The following is a 17,483-nucleotide window of genomic DNA, read 5'->3' on the forward strand; positions in this document are numbered from 1 at the left end:
ATCTGGTGCCGACAGCTATTTTCCCAAAAGCGACAACCTTCCAATCTGCTCCGCACAACCATTCCTCAGCTAAGTCTTTGCTTCCGCTCATTTATCGCGGAGAATCGCGCCCCTGTTTCGGCCGGAGCATGTCTGTCGGTTTTTTCCGACGCGTCCTGACCGAGTGGCAAGTGACCGGAATGCGGAGATCCGACCGGATGAATGATCAGGCCAATAGCGTCGAACAACGCTTTGAAACGGCAGCACCAGCCCAATTGTCGAGCTGGAATCGCCATGACACTACCTGGATGTTGGGACTGTTCGGGACGGCCATCGGCGCCGGTACCCTGTTTTTGCCGATCAACGCAGGTCTGGGTGGCTTCTGGCCGCTGGTGATCCTCGCGCTGCTGGCATTCCCCATGACTTTCTTCGCACACCGCGGTCTGACCCGCTTTGTGCTCTCTGGTCGCGAAGGCGCCGACATCACTGAGGTGGTGGAACAGCATTTCGGCATCAAGGCCGGCGCGCTGATCACCTTGCTGTACTTCTTCGCGATCTTCCCGATCTTGCTGATCTACAGCGTTGGCCTGACCAACACCGTCGCCAGTTTCCTCGAACACCAACTGCACATCACGCCGCCACCGCGCGCGTTGCTGTCGTTCGTGCTGATCCTCGGCCTGCTGGCCGTGGTGCGTTGCGGCGAGCAGGTGATCGTCAAGGCGATGAGCCTGATGGTGTATCCGTTCATCGTCGCGCTGCTGTTCCTCGCGGTGTACCTGATTCCGCACTGGAACGGCGGCATCCTGAGCACCGCTTCGCAGGTGCCGGCGCCGTCGGCGCTGCTGCACACGCTGTGGCTGGCGATTCCGGTGATGGTGTTCTCGTTCAACCATTCGCCGATCATCTCGGCGTTCGCGGTGGATCAGAAGCGTCGTTACGGTGTTCACGCCGACGAACGCAGTTCGCAGATCCTGTCCCGCGCCCACCTGCTGATGGTGGTGATGGTGCTGTTCTTCGTCTTCAGCTGCGTGCTGACCCTGTCGCCGGAGCAACTGGCTGAAGCCAAGGCACAGAACCTGTCGATCCTGTCGTACCTGGCCAACCACTTCAGCAACCCGACCATCGCGTTCGCCGCGCCGCTGATTGCGTTCGTAGCCATCTCCAAGTCGTTCCTCGGCCATTACATCGGTGCCAGCGAAGGTCTCAAAGGCTTGATCGTAAAAAGCGGCAAGCGCCCGGGCGCCAAGGCCTTGGATCGAATCGTTGCAGCGTTCATGCTGGTGGTGTGCTGGATCGTGGCGACCCTGAATCCGAGCATCCTCGGCATGATCGAAACCATCGGTGGCCCGGTCATCGCGGCGATCCTGTTCCTGATGCCGATGTACGCGATCCGCAAGGTACCGGCCATGGCGCGCTATCGCGGTCAGGCGTCGAACGTGTTTGTCACCGCTGTAGGCCTGGTGGCCATTTCGGCGTTGATCTACTCGCTGGCCGCCTGATTCCAGGCCAGCAGTTCCAAACGGGGGCGAGCCATTCGCCCCCGTTTTTGCAAGACCCCCTCAGTGCCTGATCCAGGGCACGCATCCCAAGGCATAAACGGCTACGCTTGAAAGGCACTTTTCCCCGGAGATGCCTCATGCCCCGTGCCCGACCCCAATTGATCAGCGCCAAACTGGAAAAACTCCATCCCACCCAGCTTACGGTCGGCCTCGCCGAAGTCGCCGACAAGCGCCAGGAATGGAAAAAACTCAAACGCAAGGAGCGGGCGGCAGCGCTGGACAATCACTGGTTCCCCAGTGTGCTCGGGCCTGAAGGCGTCTATTACATCGTCGATCACCATCACTTTGGTCTGGCGCTGATCGAGGAAGAGGTCAAGAAGGCCTCCTTGCTGGTGCTCAAAGATCTTTCGTTTGTCGACACGGTAACCTTCTGGAACGTGATGAACTTCAACCAGTGGGCGCACCCCTACGATGGGCGCGGTGTCCGGCGCACCTTTGAAGCCATTCCCAAGTCCATCGCCGATCTGCAGGACGATCCTTATCGCAGCCTCGCCGGACGCCTGCGCCGGGCCGGTGGTTACGCCAAAGACGCGACGCCCTACAGCGAGTTTCTCTGGGCGGACTTCTTTCGCAGCCGCATCGCCAGTGATCAGATCAACGACCTCAGTCCCAAATTGCAAACCAAAGCCATGAATCTGGCCCGCAGTCAGGAAGCTCGGTATCTGCCAGGGTGGGTGGGTCCGATTGTCAACTGAACCTCTGAGTGCCGCTTCCCGACCCGAAGTGCAAAGTCGTAGCCAGGACCTGCTGGCCGGGTTGTCGATTGCCGGTCTGTTACTGCCCGAGGCCGTGGCGTATTCCAGCATTGCCGCGTTGCCACCCCAGGCCGGGGTGATCGCATTGTTCGCCGGGCTGCTGTGTTACGCGTTGATGGGCACCAGCCGCTTTGCCGTGGTCTCGGCCACGTCGTCCTCGGCGGCGGTACTGGCGGCTGCGACGGCGTCGCTGGCTGGCGGCGATCCGGCCTTGCGCCTGAGCCTGGCGGTCGGTCTGGTGATGATGACTGGTGTGCTGTTTCTGCTGGCGGGGTTGTTCAAGCTCGGCAGTGTGACGTCCTTCATCGCCAAACCGGTGTTGCGTGGCTTTGCACTGGGATTGGCGGTGACGATCATCCTCAAGCAGGTGGCGAGCGTCGTCGATGTCCACTTGACTGAGAGCAACCTGGTTCGCTTTCTGCCGCAGTTGTTGGAGCAGTGGCCGAAATGGAACCTGGCAGGCGCCGGGGTCGCGCTGGTGGCGTTGCTTGTACTGATGGTCTGTGCCCGTTTTCGCCGGGTACCGGGCGGGCTGATCGTCGTGGCATTGGGCATTGCCGCCAGTCAGTGGCTGAATCTGCCGGCCCACGGGGTGAAGCTGATCGGGGTTATCGATCTGGCGCTGGAGATGCCGCAGTTGCCGAACATGCCGTTTGCCGACTGGCTGCGCCTCGGTGAGCTGGCGTTTGCCATGGTGATGATTCTGTATGCCGAATCCTATGGCTCGATCAGCTCGTTTGCCCTGAAACACGGCGATCGGGTGTCCTCGAACCGCGACCTGCTGGCCCTTGGCGCGTCCAATCTGCTGTCGGGGCTGTTTCATGGCATGCCCGCCGGGGCCGGGTATTCGGCGACTTCGGCCAACGAAGCGGCGGGGGCGACATCGCGGTTGGCGGGTGTAGTCGCGGCGGCAGTGGTGTTGCTGATCGTGTTGACCGTGCTGCCGTACATCGCCCTGACCCCGGAACCGGTGCTGGCCGCGATCGTGATTCACGCCCTGGGGCGTGCGTTGAGCCTGCAACCGCTGGGCCGCTACTTCATCTGGCGGCGTGACCGCTTGTTGGTGATTTGCGCGGTGGCGGCGGTGCTGGTGCTGGGTGTGCTCGACGGTTTGCTGCTGGCAGTGGCGATCAGTGTGGTGCTGATGCTCAAGCAGATGTCCTCGGCGGATATCCAGGTGCTGGGGCAAATGGGTGGCGGTCACGATTATGTCGACGTGCAGCGCCATCCGGATGCCCGGGAAATTCCCGGCGTGCTGATCGTGCGTCCGAGCGAGGCACTGTTTTTCGCTAACGTGGAACGGATTCTCGGCGGCGCGCTGCGGCTGGCTCGACATGCGCCGGCGGCGGTGCACACAATCATCCTGAGTCTGGAAGAATCGCCGGATCTGGACGGCACCAGCATCGAAGCGCTGGAAGCGTTCTTCCTGCAGGTGCGGGCCGAAGACAAACTGTTGATTTTGGCGCGCCTCAAACATGAGGCGCAGACCGTGCTGGCGCAATTGCCAGCGCTGGAACGTGAGCAGGTACTGTTGAGCGGCTTGAGTGTGGATGAGGCGGTTCAGCAGGCACTCAAGCTGAATGCATGAGTTTCCGCAGGCATAAAAAAACGCCGCTCATCTCACGATGGGCGGCGTTTTTCATTGCGTTGCAGCGTCAGGCTTGAACGACAGGGATCTTGGCGTTCGCAGCAGCTTCACGGAACTCGGCAATCTGGTCGAAGGACAGGTAGCGGTAAACATCGGCCGCCATGCTGTCGATCTTGCCAGCGTATTCCATGTACTCCTCGACGGTCGGCAGGCGACCCAGGATCGAAGCAACGGACGCCAGCTCAGCCGAAGCCAGGTAGACGTTCGCGCCGTCGCCCAGACGGTTCGGGAAGTTACGGGTCGACGTCGACACCACGGTGCTGTTCGGCTCGACGCGTGCCTGGTTACCCATGCACAGCGAGCAGCCTGGCATTTCCATGCGGGCGCCGGCCTTGCCGTAGATGCCGTAGTAGCCTTCTTCGGTCAGCTGGTGAGCGTCCATCTTGGTCGGCGGCGACAGCCACAGACGGGTTGGCAGCTGACCCTTGACCTGATCCAGCAGTTTACCGGCAGCGCGGAAGTGACCGATGTTGGTCATGCACGAACCGATGAACACTTCGTCGATCTTCTCGCCAGCAACGCTGGACAGCAGACGGGCGTCGTCCGGGTCGTTCGGCGCGCACAGTACAGGCTCGCTGATGTCGGCCAGATCGATTTCGATGACTTCGGCGTATTCGGCGTCGGCATCGGCTTCCATCAGCTCAGGGTTGGCGATCCAGGCTTCCATCGCTTGAGCACGACGCTCCAGGGTACGCGCATCGCCGTAGCCTTCGCCGATCATCCAGCGCAGCAGGGTGATGTTGGACTGCAGGTACTCGGTGATCGACTCTTTCGACAGCTTGATGGTGCAACCGGCAGCCGAACGTTCGGCCGAGGCGTCGGACAGTTCGAACGCCTGTTCCAGGGTCAGACCTTCCAGGCCTTCGATTTCCAGGATGCGGCCGGAGAAGGCGTTTTTCTTGCCTTTCTTCTCGACAGTCAGCAGACCGTTCTGGATGGCGAAGTAAGGAATGGCATGAACCAGGTCACGCAGGGTGATGCCAGGTTTCATCTTGCCTTTGAAGCGCACCAGGATCGATTCCGGCATGTCCAGCGGCATGACGCCGGTGGCTGCGGCGAACGCGACCAGACCGGAACCGGCCGGGAACGAGATGCCCATCGGGAAACGGGTGTGCGAGTCACCGCCGGTACCCACGGTGTCCGGCAGCAGCATGCGGTTCAGCCACGAGTGGATGATGCCGTCGCCCGGACGCAGGGAAACGCCGCCGCGGGTCATGATGAAGTCAGGCAGGGTGTGGTGGGTGGTCACGTCGATCGGCTTTGGATACGCCGCGGTGTGGCAGAAGGACTGCATCACCAGATCAGCGGAGAAGCCCAGGCACGCCAGGTCTTTCAGTTCGTCACGGGTCATTGGACCGGTGGTGTCCTGAGAACCTACGGTGGTCATCTTCGGTTCGCAGTAGGTGCCAGGACGGATGCCTTTGCCTTCTGCCAGACCGCAGGCCTTGCCGACCATTTTCTGCGCCAGGGTGTAACCCTTGGTGCTTTCGGCCGGTGCTTCAGGCTTTTTGAACAGGTCGAACGCAGGCAGACCCAGTTCGGCGCGAGCCTTCTCGGTCAGGCCACGGCCGATGATCAGCGGGATACGGCCGCCGGCGCGGACTTCGTCCAGCAGGACCGGAGTCTTCATTTCGAAGGTGGTGATGACTTCGTCGGTACCGTGCTTGCAGACTTTGCCGGCGTGCGGGTACAGGTCGATCACGTCGCCCATGTTCATGTTCGATACGTCGAACTCGATAGGCAGTGCACCGGCATCTTCCATGGTGTTGTAGAAGATCGGAGCGATCTTGCTGCCGAAGCAGAAACCGCCGCCGCGCTTGTTCGGCACGTAAGGGATGTCGTCACCGAAGAACCACAGGACCGAGTTGGTCGCGGATTTACGCGAAGAACCGGTACCGACCACGTCACCGACGTAGGCGATAGGGAAGCCCTGGCCGCGCATTTCTTCGATCTGCTTCATCGGGCCGGTCTTGCCTTGCTCGTCCGGAACGATGCCGTCACGGGCCATTTTCAGCATGGCCAGGGCGTGCAGCGGGATGTCAGGACGCGACCAGGCGTCTGGAGCAGGGGACAGGTCGTCGGTGTTGGTTTCGCCGGTGACCTTGAAGACGCGCAGGCTGATCTTGTCGGCCAGCACAGGGCGTTTCTTGAACCACTCGCCGTCAGCCCAGGATTGCAGCACGGCCTTGGCGTGAACGTTGCCGTTCTTGGCTTTTTCAGCCACGTCGTGGAAGGCATCGAACATCAGCAGGGTGTGCTTGAGTTCTTCGGCGGCCACTGGCGCCAGTTCGGCGTTGTCCAGCAGTTCGACCAGGGTCACGATGTTGTAGCCGCCCTGCATGGTGCCGAGCAGTTCTACAGCGCGTTTCTTGTCCAGCAGAGGGGAGGAGACTTCGCCCTTGGCCAGTGCGGAGAGGAAACCGGCCTTGACGTAGGCGGCTTCGTCCACTCCTGGTGGAACGCGATTGGTGATCAGGTCAACGAGGAAAGCTTCTTCGCCAGCCGGAGGATTCTTCAGCAGCTCGACCAGGCCTGCAGTTTGTTCGGCGTTAAGCGGCTGGGGAACGATACCCAGGGCTGCACGCTCTTCGATATGTTTGCGGTAGGCTTCAAGCACAGTTATTACCCTCATCAGTGGTCCCAAATGGGTGTCCGGGACGCTCATCCCGAAATTGCCGTACTCATGCTCCTCACGACGTTGTGGGTCGTTCGGCCAGAATTACCGGCAATTCCTTACAGAAGCTGCTTTCAAAGTTTTACGCCTGCAGAACGGGGAGCTGATGAGGGTTGGCGTTGGGCTTTTCCCCGCTGGAAAAACCCATCACCAACACCGCTCTGAAGGAACGACTGTGCTCGTGACGCTTTGAAAACAGCTTCTAACGGACATTGGCGCCTAAAAAGGCTGGCTGATTCTACGGCAAAAAAAATTTAAAGGTAAGTCGGGCTCTATTGGACTTTGGTGGCGTTGTGTGTGGGTGAGGCAAACCCCGATCCAGCGCTTGCCCCTGACGTTTGAGGGGTGATGAATGCCGGACAAAGGGCTAACATGCCGACCTGTTCCGCGTTTCAAGTGTTCTGCCCATTTATGCCCAATCAGACCATCAAGACCCCCTGCGTCGGCCTCTGCTCCACTGTTTACGGTGATCTGGTGTGCCGTGGCTGCAAGCGTTTCCACCACGAAGTGATCCACTGGAACGGTTACAACGAGGAAGAAAAGCGCGCGGTGTGGCTGCGTCTTGAGCAATTGCTGTCACAAGTGATGGCGAGCAAGGTCGAAGTCTTCGACCCGGCGCGCCTGCGCCATCAGCTGGAACAGCGCAAGATCCGCTTCGTGCCGCATCAGTCGGAATATTGCTGGGCGTATCAGCTGATCGCCCGAGGCGCGCGGGTGATCATTAATCTGGAAGCCTACGGGATGGTATTGCTGCCGGAGTTTCGCGACTGGAACCTGCCGGAACTGCGCGATGCCATTGATCGGGAATTTTTCCTGCTGTCGGAAGCGCACTATCAGCGCTATATCGCGCCCGGTTTTTTGAAGGATGCGCTGGGCGAATAAGCGTTACCTGTGGCGAGTGTCCTCGCCACAGGATGACAACAGTGCTTAATGCTTCACCGCCAGCTCCACCAAATGGTCTTCAACTTCCTGCGGCTTGAGCACCAGCACATCACTCTCCAGCGCATCCAGCACCACTTCGGCGGTATTGCCGATCAGCGCCCCTGACAATCCGGTACGCGCCACAGTGCCGATCACCGTCACGGCGGCCTGCAGCTTGTGCGCCATGAACGGAATCAGCACGTCCGCCGGGCCTTCCTCGACATGCAGATGTTCGTCATCGACATCGAATTCAGCCTGGAACGCCCTGCATTGCTCGCGATAGCGCGCCTCGATGGTTTCCTTGAGCTGGAAAGTCGGGTCGGCGGCCGAGAGCATCGGTGACGGATGGGCGGTAATCACGTGCAGATGCCCCTTGGCCAGGCTCGCGATGTCATAACCGTGGTCGATGATGGTGGTGTGCAGGTGGCGGTGTTCGCCATCGGCGTTGCCCACATCGACCGCGGCCAGAATCACCCGGTCTTTCCAGGAGGCGGAGGTTTTCACCAGCAGCACCGGAGTAGGGCAGTGGCGCAGCAGTTTCCAGTCCGCCGGAGTCAGCAGGGCTTTTTTCAGCGAACTGTCGGGGAAATGCTGCTTGATCACCAGCCCGCAACCTTCGGCCTGCTGCACGTCGATGATGGTTTCGTGCAGGCTCTCGTTCCACGCCTGTTCGGTGGTGACGCTGTAGCCGTCCGCCAAAAGCGCGGCCTTGAGCACGCTGAGCATGCCGGCGTGATCGTGCTTCTTGTCGCAGACCAGCAGGTGCAGATGGGCCTGGGTCACCCCGGCGATCAGCTTGGCGCGCTTGAGCGCCAGGCTTTCCGCGTGTTCGGGTTCGATGACCACCAGAATGCTGCGAATGGCTTGCATGAGTGAGTCTCCAGCAATGAAAAGGCACGGCGTTGCACAACTATAGTTGCTGCTGATGCGCCTGCGACTTGATGCATATCAAGGGCTGGCGCTGGTGGTCTGCGGGCAGGCCGGTATAATCGGCGCCCTTCGCTCGAACACCTTTGACCGTGAGCCCCATGATCCTTCCCGAAATCCACGAATTCCTTGGCTGCCGCACGCCAGACGCCTGGGTCCAGGCCGCGCTGGCCGATCAGGAAACCCTGCTGATCGACCACAAGAACTGCGAGTTCAAGGCCGCCAGCACCGCGTTGAGCCTGATCGCCAAGTACCATTCCCATGTCGATCTGATCAACATGATGTCGCGTCTGGCCCGGGAAGAACTGGTGCACCACGAACAGGTCATGCGCATCATGAAGCGGCGCAAGATCGAGCTGCGCCAGCTTCACGCCGGCCGTTATGCCTCGAGCCTGCGCAAAGTGGTGCGCAGCCACGAACCGGTGAAACTGGTCGACACTTTGGTGGTCGGTGCCTTCATCGAAGCCCGCAGCTGCGAGCGTTTCGAAGCGCTGGTGCCGCATCTGGACGAAGAGCTGGGCAAGTTCTACTTCGGCCTGCTGAAAAGTGAGGCCCGGCATTTCCAGGGTTACCTGAAACTCGCCTACCAGTACGGTGACGCCAAGGACATTGCCCAAGTGATCGAGAAAGTCCGCGCCGCCGAGCAGGAGCTGATCGAGTCCCCGGACGAGGAATTCCGTTTCCACAGCGGCGTACCCGTCGCGGCATGAATTGTTAAAAACTCTTAAGAGCATGAAACATCAACGAAAACCGGCCCAAGTGGCCGGTTTTTGCTGCCCGCGATAATCGTCTTGCCTGCGAATGCCGCCATAATGTCGCCCACTTCACTGAGGGTTGGCGACGGTCGTTATGGATAACCTTGGTTTTGGCAGAGTCCTGCTGGTGGAAGACGATGAGCGGCTGGCCGCGCTGATCGCCCACTTTCTCGAACAACACGGCTACGAGGTGCGCACGGTGCATCGCGGCGATCTGGCCCTGGCCGCGTTTCTTGAATTCAAGCCCAAAGTCGTGGTGCTCGACCTGATGTTGCCGGGTCAGAGCGGCCTGCACGTGTGCCGGGAAATCCGCAGCGTGTCGGACACGCCGATTGTCATCCTGACCGCCAAGGAAGACGACCTCGACCACATTCTGGGCCTGGAGTCCGGGGCCGACGATTACGTGATCAAACCGATCAAACCGCCGGTGCTGCTCGCGCGTCTGCGTGCGCTGCAACGCCGGCAAGTGCCGGACAGCGGCGTGGTCAGTTCCCTGGAGTTCGGTCAGTTGCATATCGACCGCAGTTGCCGCGAAGTGCGTCTGGCCGGCGAACTGATCGAGCTGACCACCATGGAATTCGAACTGCTCTGGCTGCTGGCCAGTGCCGCCGGCAACATCCTGTCGCGCGACGACATTCTCAACCGCATGCGCGGCATCGCCTTCGACGGCCTCAACCGCAGCGTCGACGTGTACATCAGCAAGTTGCGCAACAAACTCAAGGACAATCCCCGCGAGCCGGTGTGCATCAAGACCGTGTGGGGCAAAGGCTATCTGTTCAATCCGTTTGCGTGGGAGTTGTAGATGCTGCGGTTATTTCTCGGGCTGTTTCTGGTGATGACCGTCGGGCTGGTGGCGGCGCTGCAAACTGTCGAACACACCTTCAACGCGCTGCTCGACAACCAGATGCAGGCCTACAACCGCGAGGCGGTGCGTGGCCAGGCCTGGTCGCTGATCGAGCACATGCGCGACCAGAAAGGCGCGGCGCGCGAGGCGCAACTGGACGCGCTGCGCCCGCACTACGGGCTGACGCTGAGTCTGGTCGAGGCCGATCAACTGAACCTCAGCGATGAGGAAAAAGCCGAACTGGCCCAGGGCCTGCTGGTGATCCGCCACGACTACACCCAGTTCATCAGCAACATCGACGGCGGTTCGCAATTGCTCAGCATCAAGTTGCCGCCGGAGCCGAGCCTGATGCCGTTCTACATTTCGGCGGCTTACATGATGCTGGCCGTGCTGCTCGGTATCGTCCTGTACTTCTGGGTGCGCCCGCACTGGCGTGATCTGGAAAAGCTGCGACTGGCCGCCGAGCGTTTCGGCGACAATGACCTCTCCGCACGTATCCAGCTTTCAAAGCGCTCGAACATCCGCGATCTGGCCGAACACTTCAACCTGATGGCGGCGCGCATCGAAGGCCTGATCGCCAATCAGCGTGAACTGACCAATGCCGTGTCCCACGAACTGCGCACGCCGATTGCCCGGTTGTCGTTTGAGCTCGACCAACTCAAGCAACAACCGGACGCCAGCCAGAACCGCGAACTGATCGCCGACATGTACGCCGACCTTGGCGAGCTGGAAGAAATGGTTTCCGAGCTGCTGACCTACGCCAGCCTCGAACGCGGCGCGACGGTCATTACCCGCGAAAACATTCAGGCCGCCAACTGGCTCGACAGTGTGGTCGGGAGCGTGGCGCTGGAGGCCGAGGCGGCCGGCGTGCAGCTGTTGATCGGCGAATGCCGGGTCGACGAGGTGCGGATCGAGCCACGTTTCATGGCGCGGGCGGTGATCAATCTGCTGCGTAATGCCATCCGTTATGCCGAGCAACGGGTCGAGGTGTCGCTGGTGCGCATCGGCGATCAATACGAAGTGCAGGTGAACGACGACGGCCCGGGCGTGCCGCTGGCCGGTCGGGAGAAGATTTTCGAACCGTTCTCGCGCCTGGACGCCAGCCGCGACCGCCGCACCGGTGGTTTCGGCCTCGGCCTGGCGCTGGTGCGGCGAGTGTCGCAGTCCCATGGCGGTCGGGTTGAGGTTGGCGACTCACCGTGGGGCGGGGCGTCGTTCCGTATGACCTGGGCGCATCTGGATTGATTGAATTTCCTCCCCCGAAGGGGAGGTGTCCAATCAGCTGAGCACGTAGTCCACCGGTTTCAGCGCCGGAGGCAAAGGCTCGACACCGAGTTCCGCCAGAATGTCCCGCTCGATACCCCGCACCAGCGCATCGGTCGGCAGGTCATTTTCATCACGCCCGAACGGGTCTTCCAGTTCATCGGCAATCGCATCCAGGCCAAAGAAGGTGTAGCTGACAATCGCCGTGAACAGCGGCGTCAGCCAGCCCAGCGGTTCGGCCATGGCGAACGGCAGCAGGATGCAGAACAGATAGATCGTGCGGTGCAGCAGCAAGGTGTAAGGGAAGGGCAGCGGCGTGTTCTTGATCCGCTCGCACACCGCTTGTGCCTGGGTCAGGCTGGTCAGGTGATTGGCCAGCAACATATAGCGCCATTCACTGAGGTCGCCCGCCTCGTGCAGATCAGAACATTGCTGGCCGACGGTTTGCAAAATGCGCCCGCTGTAGTCCGGCACCTGTGCATCGTGTTGCGGGGTGATCCACTCGGCGCTGGCGGCGGCTTCGTTTTCCCGGCGCAATCGCGCATTCAGCGCATGGGCAAAGCCGCAGAGGTTGAGCAACAGCAAGCGGCGTTGCGCCGATTCGCGGATGACATGGGTTTCGCGAATCACCGAACGCACATGCACGATCACCTCGCCCCAGGCCTTGCGCGCTTCGTACCAGCGGTCGTAGCAGGCGTTGTTGCGAAAATTCATGAAGATCGACAGCGACAGACCGAGCAAGGTAAACGGCGTGGCGTTGACCTTGGTGAAGTTGCTCGGATGAAGGATTTCCACCAGCACGATGGCCGACGCCAGCAACGTGACCATCAGGGTGCGCAGGGCGATGCGTTTGGCAATCGAGCCCTTGAGGGTGAACAGGATGGCGAACTGGTTGACCTTGGGTCGGATGATCATGCTGTTTTTGCCTTGAAAACGTGGCGGCTCAGCCGCCGGTCATGTTCATGAAACGCACCACTTGCACGTCGTCGTTCACTTCAAAGTTGTGCCGGTAAGGCTTGAGCTTCATCGCATCGATGATCTCTTTCTCCAGTCGTTGCGGTTGACCCGGATGGGCCCGCAGCACGGCTTTCAAGTCCACCGAATGCTCGTTCCCCAGACACAGTAGCAAACGCCCCTCGACCGTCAGCCGCACCCGGTTGCAGGTGCCGCAGAAGTTATGGCTGTGGGGCGATATGAACCCCAGCCGGATGTGCGGCGCTTCGGCCAGCCGCCAGTAGCGCGACGGGCCCTGGGTCGTTTCGGCGGAATCAATCAGGGTGAAGCGCTCGGCAATCCGCTCACGCACCTGGGCACTGGAGAAGAACGACTCGGCGCGGCTGTGTTCGCTGATGATGCCCAGCGGCATTTCCTCGATAAAGGAAATATCCAGATCCCGCTCGATGGCGAACTGCACCAGATCGTTGATCTCGTGATCATTGCGGCCCTGCATCACCACGCAGTTGAGTTTAGTGCGGGTAAATCCGGCCTCGCGGGCGGCATCGATGCCGTTGATCACTTGCGCCAGGTCGCCGGTGCGGGTCATTTGTTTGAAAAGCACCGGGTCAAGGCTATCGAGGCTGACGTTGAGGCGCTTGACCCCGGCGTCGAACAGCGGACTGGCGAGTTTGCCGAGCTGCGAGCCGTTGGTGGTCAGGCACAACTCGCGCAGGCCGGGCAGGGCAGCAATCTGCTTGCACAACCCGACGACGCCGGGACGAATCAGCGGCTCGCCACCGGTCAGGCGGATCTTGCGGGTGCCCAGCGCCACAAAGCTCTGCGCCAGTTGATAGATCTCCTCCAGCGTCAGCACTCGCTGGCGGGGCAGGAACTGCATGTCTTCGGCCATGCAATACACGCAGCGGAAGTCGCAACGGTCGGTGACCGACATGCGCAGGTAGTCGACGCGGCGGTTGTAACCATCGATCAGGACGCGCTCTGACATGACAGCCTCGCTTGGGTGAAATCCGCTATTGAAGGGATTGGGTCGGCGCAGGTTATGAGCAACTTCGAACAGCGTCCAATCACTATTAATGACCGGCCGATTGATGCTGTCGATGATGAAATAATTATTCGGTTTTTTACGCTTCTTAGTTTTGCAAGTGCCCGGATTTAAAGGATTTAAGTCCGTGATAGATGCTTTCGATAACGCAGTCATTAATAGCGATTAGACAAGTTTTTGCAGCGGTTCCTATCCTTGGCCCCGTCAAACGAAACGACCGCTTTTTTAACTTGAAAGTCAGTCGTCGCTGTTTAAACCCGATCAGGTTTTTGCCTGTGTGCATCGTCATGGAGAAGTCCCATGTCACAAGTCGACCGTTACAAACCCTACAAGGGCGCCGCTGCGGGTTGGGGCGCTGTGATCAGCCTCACGAAGAACTGGCTGGGCAGTGAAAACGCCCTGAAAAACATTCGCGCCATGCTCAAGACCAACCAGAACGGCGGCTTCGACTGCCCCGGTTGCGCCTGGGGTGAAGCGCCCGGCGCGAGCATGCTGAAGTTCTGCGAGAACGGCGCCAAAGCGGTGAACTGGGAAGCCACCGGCCGCCTGGTCGATCCGGCATTCTTCAACAAGTACACGGTGTCGACGCTGGCCGAGCAAAGCGACTACTGGCTCGAGTATCAGGGCCGGATCACCCACCCGATGCGCTACGACGCGCGGGTCGACCGCTATGTCGAAACCACTTGGGACGAAGCCTTCGCGCTGATCGCCAAACACCTCAAAGGTCTGAAATCGCCCCACGAGGCCGAGTTCTACACTTCGGGTCGTGCCAGCAACGAAGCGGCGTTTCTCTATCAGTTGTTCGTCCGTGCCTACGGCACCAACAACTTCCCGGACTGCTCGAACATGTGCCACGAAGCCAGTGCGGTGAGCATGGGCGAGAGCCTGGGTGTAGGCAAAGGAACCGTGGTCTATGAAGACCTGCACCATGCCGACGCGATTTTCGTCATCGGCCAGAACCCCGGCACCAACCATCCGCGCATGCTCGAACCGCTGCGCGAAGCGGTAAAGCGTGGCGCGCAAGTGGTGTGCATCAATCCGCTGAAGGAGCGTGGGCTGGAGCGTTTCCAGAACCCGCAGAACCCGATCGAGATGCTCAGCAACGGCTGGGAAGCGACCAACACTGCGTACTTCCGTCCAGCCTTGGGCGGCGACATGGCGATGATTCGCGGCATGGCCAAGTTCCTGCTGGAGTGGGAGCGTGAAGCCCAGGCCACCGGCGGCGAGCCGGTGTTCGATCACGCGTTCATTGCCGAGCACACCTCGGGTCTCGACAGCTATCTGGCCGAAGTCGATGCCACGAGCTGGGAGCACATCGTCGAGCAGTCCGGCGTGCCGCTGCATGACATCGAACTGGCTGCGCGCATGTATGCCCGCGCCAAGAGCGTGATCATGTGCTGGGCCATGGGTTTGACCCAGCACGTGCACTCGGTGCCGACCCTGCAGGAAGTCATCAACCTGCAACTGCTGCGCGGCAACGTCGGCCGTCCGGGCGCCGGGCTGTCGCCGGTGCGTGGTCACAGTAACGTGCAGGGCGACCGCACCATGGGCATCAACGAACTGGCGCCGAAAGCGCTGATGGACGCCCTGGAAAAACGCTTCAACTTCAAGGTGCCGCGCATGCACGGCCACAACACGGTGATGGCGATCGGCGCCATGGAGCGTGGCGAAGCCAAGGTGTTCATCGGTCTGGGCGGCAACTTCGCCCAAGCCACGCCGGACACTCCGCGCACCCACGCGGCGATGCGCAAACTCGACCTGAGCGTGCACATCTCGACCAAGCTCAACCGCAGCCATCTGGTGACCGGGCGTGACGCGCTGATCCTGCCGTGCCTGGGCCGCACCGACATCGACGTTCAGGCCGAAGGCCCGCAAGGCGTGACCGTGGAAGACACCTTCAGCATGGTGCATTTGTCGTTCGGCCAGCTGAAGCCGAAATCGGCCCATCTGAAATCCGAGCCGGCGATCATTGCCGGGATTGCTGCCGCCACGTTGGGCAAGCACCCGATCGACTGGGAGTGGGCGGTGGGCGACTACGGGCGCATCCGCAACCTGATTGCCGATGTGATTCCGGGCTTCGAGAATTTCAACGAGAAGCTGCTGATTCCCGGTGGTTTCCACCTCGGCAACGACGCCTCCGACCGTGTCTGGAACACCGAATCCGGGAAAGCCCAGTTCACCCCGTGCGTGCTGCCGGAACATCTGATCAGCGAAGGCGTGCGCAACCTGCCGGTCAAGCCGCATCTGATCCTGCAAACCATGCGTTCCCACGATCAGTACAACACCACGCTATACGGCCTCGACGACCGTTATCGCGGGGTCTACGGCATGCGTGACGTGGTGTTCGCCAACGAACAGGACATCCGCCGGCTCGGTTTCGAACCCGGGCAGAAGGTCGATCTGGTGGCGCTGTGGGGCGACGAGCGCGAGCGTCGGGTCAGCGGTTTCACCCTGATCGCCTACGACATTCCGGCCGGGCAGGCTGCCGCTTACTACCCGGAGACCAATCCGCTGGTGCCGCTGGAAAGCTACGGTGACCGCACCTACACGCCGACCTCCAAGTTCGTGGCGATCCGCCTCGAAGCGGCCGAGGCGAGCAACCTGATCCCGTCATCGGTGGTGTAACCGACTCGCGCGATCCAACCCTTTTGCAATCTGACTGGCTGCAGGCGTTCGCGCCTGGCGGTGGCCCGGCCGTGTGCTGCCGCTTTTCAGCCTTGATGAGGACATCATCATGTTCAACCTGGAGGCACTGGACCTGGCGCGAATTCAATTCGCGTTCACGGTTTCGTTCCACATCATTTTTCCGGCGATCACCATTGGCCTCGCGAGTTTTCTGGCGGTGCTCGAAGGCCTGTGGCTGAAAACCCGTAACGACACTTACCGCGATCTTTACCATTTCTGGTCGAAGATCTTCGCCGTCAACTTCGGCATGGGCGTGGTGTCGGGTCTGGTCATGGCGTACCAGTTCGGCACCAACTGGAGCGGATTTTCCGACTTCGCCGGCAGCATCACCGGGCCGTTGCTGACCTATGAAGTGCTGACCGCGTTCTTCCTCGAGGCCGGGTTCCTCGGGGTGATGCTGTTTGGCTGGAATCGAGTGGGCCGTGGCTTGCACTTCTTCGCCACGGTGATGGTCGCCATCGGCACGCTGATCTCGACTTTCTGGATTCTCGCCTCCAACAGTTGGATGCAGACTCCGCAGGGTTTCGAAATCGTTGACGGCCGGGTGATGCCGCTGGACTGGCTGGCCATCGTGTTCAACCCGTCGTTCCCGTTCCGTCTGGCGCACATGGCGATTGCTGCATTCGTCGCGACAGCGTTCTTCGTCGGCGCTTCGTCAGCCTGGCATTTGCTGCGCGGCAATGACACCCAACCGGTGCGCAAGATGTTTTCCATGGCGCTGTGGATGGCGCTGATCGTCGCGCCGATTCAAGCAGTGGTCGGTGACGCCCATGGCTTGAACACTCTGGAGCACCAACCGGCGAAAATCGCCGCCATTGAAGGCCACTGGGAAAACGCCGACAACGGGCCGACCCCGCTGGTGCTGTTCGGCCTCCCGGACATGCAGGCGGAGAAGACCAAGTATGCGATCGAGATTCCGTACCTCGGCAGCCTGATCCTCACCCACAGCCTCGACAAGCAGATCCCGGCGCTCAAGAGCTTCCCGAAAGAAGACCGGCCGAACTCGACCGTGATCTTCTGGAGCTTCCGCGTGATGGCCGGGCTCGGCATGTTGATGATCCTCGTTGGTGTTCTGGGGCTGGCGTTGCGGCGCAACGGCAAGGTCTACCGGCATCGCGGCTTCCAGCGACTGGTGCTGTTGATGGGGCCGAGCGGTCTGATCGCGCTGCTGGCGGGTTGGATCACCACCGAAGTCGGGCGTCAGCCGTGGGTGGTGTACGGCCTGATGCGTACCCATGACGCCGCGTCCCATCACTCGGTGGCGCAGATGAACACCTCGCTGGCGCTGTTCGTTGTCATCTACTGCTCGGTGTTCACCGTGGGCATCGGCTACATGATGAAACTGGTGAGCAAGGGTCCGCAGCCGCACCACGAACACCCGCCCGAAGGCACCCAGTTGCAGACCCCGCGCCGGCCACTTTCGGCGGTTACCGACAACCTCGAATCCGCGACCCGGATCCACTGATAAAGGAGC

Annotated in this window: 13 protein-coding genes; 9 read left to right on the forward strand and 4 right to left on the reverse strand. The window is 60.8% G+C overall.

Annotation, left to right across the window (positions count from 1 at the left end; genetic code table 11):
• Positions 1-197: 197 nt before the first annotated feature.
• From M5B44_RS24775 to M5B44_RS24785, 3 genes are all read left to right on the forward strand, one after another.
• Complete coding sequence (locus M5B44_RS24775) at positions 198-1,478, forward strand: HAAAP family serine/threonine permease (RefSeq protein WP_085732019.1); 1,281 nt, start codon at positions 198-200, stop codon at positions 1,476-1,478.
• Between the two features lie 137 nt (positions 1,479-1,615).
• Entirely contained in the window at positions 1,616-2,233 is a 618-nt protein-coding gene (locus M5B44_RS24780) for a ParB-like protein (protein WP_114883813.1), read from the forward strand.
• A complete protein-coding gene (locus M5B44_RS24785) occupies positions 2,223-3,881 on the forward strand; it encodes a SulP family inorganic anion transporter (protein ID WP_248740836.1) in 1,659 nt (552 codons plus the stop codon). Before M5B44_RS24780 ends, M5B44_RS24785 begins: the two co-directional genes overlap by 11 nt.
• Before the next feature lie 67 nt (positions 3,882-3,948).
• Here M5B44_RS24785 and acnB read toward each other — a convergent pair whose 3' ends face one another.
• The gene (gene acnB, locus M5B44_RS24790; RefSeq protein WP_114883810.1) at positions 3,949-6,558 is read right to left on the reverse strand and encodes a bifunctional aconitate hydratase 2/2-methylisocitrate dehydratase; all 2,610 of its coding nucleotides are present in this window, start codon (positions 6,556-6,558) and stop codon (positions 3,949-3,951) included.
• A gap of 468 nt (positions 6,559-7,026) precedes the next feature.
• Between acnB and M5B44_RS24795 the strand changes: the two genes are divergently transcribed.
• The gene (locus M5B44_RS24795; protein WP_248740837.1) at positions 7,027-7,497 is read left to right on the forward strand and encodes a DUF1289 domain-containing protein; all 471 of its coding nucleotides are present in this window, start codon (positions 7,027-7,029) and stop codon (positions 7,495-7,497) included.
• Positions 7,498-7,542: 45 nt separating this feature from the next.
• Here the strand turns inward: M5B44_RS24795 and M5B44_RS24800 are convergent, their stop codons facing one another.
• Positions 7,543-8,406, reverse strand: a complete 864-nt coding sequence (locus M5B44_RS24800; RefSeq protein WP_085711476.1) for a universal stress protein — start codon at positions 8,404-8,406, stop codon at positions 7,543-7,545.
• A gap of 158 nt (positions 8,407-8,564) precedes the next feature.
• Here M5B44_RS24800 and M5B44_RS24805 point away from each other — a divergent pair, with 158 nt between their 5' ends.
• The 3 genes from M5B44_RS24805 to M5B44_RS24815 all read left to right on the forward strand — a co-directional run bounded on the left by M5B44_RS24805 (position 8,565) and on the right by M5B44_RS24815 (position 11,307).
• Entirely contained in the window at positions 8,565-9,173 is a 609-nt protein-coding gene (locus M5B44_RS24805; RefSeq protein ID WP_248740838.1) for a tRNA-(ms[2]io[6]A)-hydroxylase, read from the forward strand.
• 139 nt (positions 9,174-9,312) lie between these two features.
• On the forward strand, positions 9,313-10,020 hold the full coding sequence (locus tag M5B44_RS24810) for a response regulator (RefSeq protein WP_248740839.1): 708 nt from the start codon (positions 9,313-9,315) through the stop codon (positions 10,018-10,020).
• Positions 10,021-11,307, forward strand: a complete 1,287-nt coding sequence (locus M5B44_RS24815) for an ATP-binding protein (RefSeq protein WP_248740840.1) — start codon at positions 10,021-10,023, stop codon at positions 11,305-11,307.
• A 33-nt stretch (positions 11,308-11,340) separates the two neighbouring features.
• Here the strand turns inward: M5B44_RS24815 and M5B44_RS24820 are convergent, their stop codons facing one another.
• Together M5B44_RS24820 and moaA are read right to left on the reverse strand one after the other, a co-directional pair.
• Entirely contained in the window at positions 11,341-12,240 is a 900-nt protein-coding gene (locus M5B44_RS24820) for a bestrophin family protein (RefSeq protein WP_085711473.1), read from the reverse strand.
• Positions 12,241-12,268: 28 nt separating this feature from the next.
• On the reverse strand, positions 12,269-13,267 hold the full coding sequence (gene moaA / locus M5B44_RS24825) for a GTP 3',8-cyclase MoaA (protein ID WP_248740841.1): 999 nt from the start codon (positions 13,265-13,267) through the stop codon (positions 12,269-12,271).
• A 357-nt stretch (positions 13,268-13,624) separates the two neighbouring features.
• Between moaA and M5B44_RS24830 the strand changes: the two genes are divergently transcribed.
• Complete coding sequence (locus tag M5B44_RS24830; RefSeq protein WP_248740842.1) at positions 13,625-15,949, forward strand: FdhF/YdeP family oxidoreductase; 2,325 nt, start codon at positions 13,625-13,627, stop codon at positions 15,947-15,949.
• Between the two features lie 109 nt (positions 15,950-16,058).
• Positions 16,059-17,474, forward strand: coding sequence for a cytochrome ubiquinol oxidase subunit I (locus M5B44_RS24835; RefSeq protein ID WP_248740843.1), 1,416 nt, complete (start codon positions 16,059-16,061; stop codon positions 17,472-17,474).
• Positions 17,475-17,483: the final 9 nt, after the last annotated feature.

The sequence above is a fragment of the Pseudomonas sp. MWU12-2029 genome, from assembly GCF_023242425.1.
Lineage (GTDB): Bacteria > Pseudomonadota > Gammaproteobacteria > Pseudomonadales > Pseudomonadaceae > Aquipseudomonas > Aquipseudomonas kribbensis.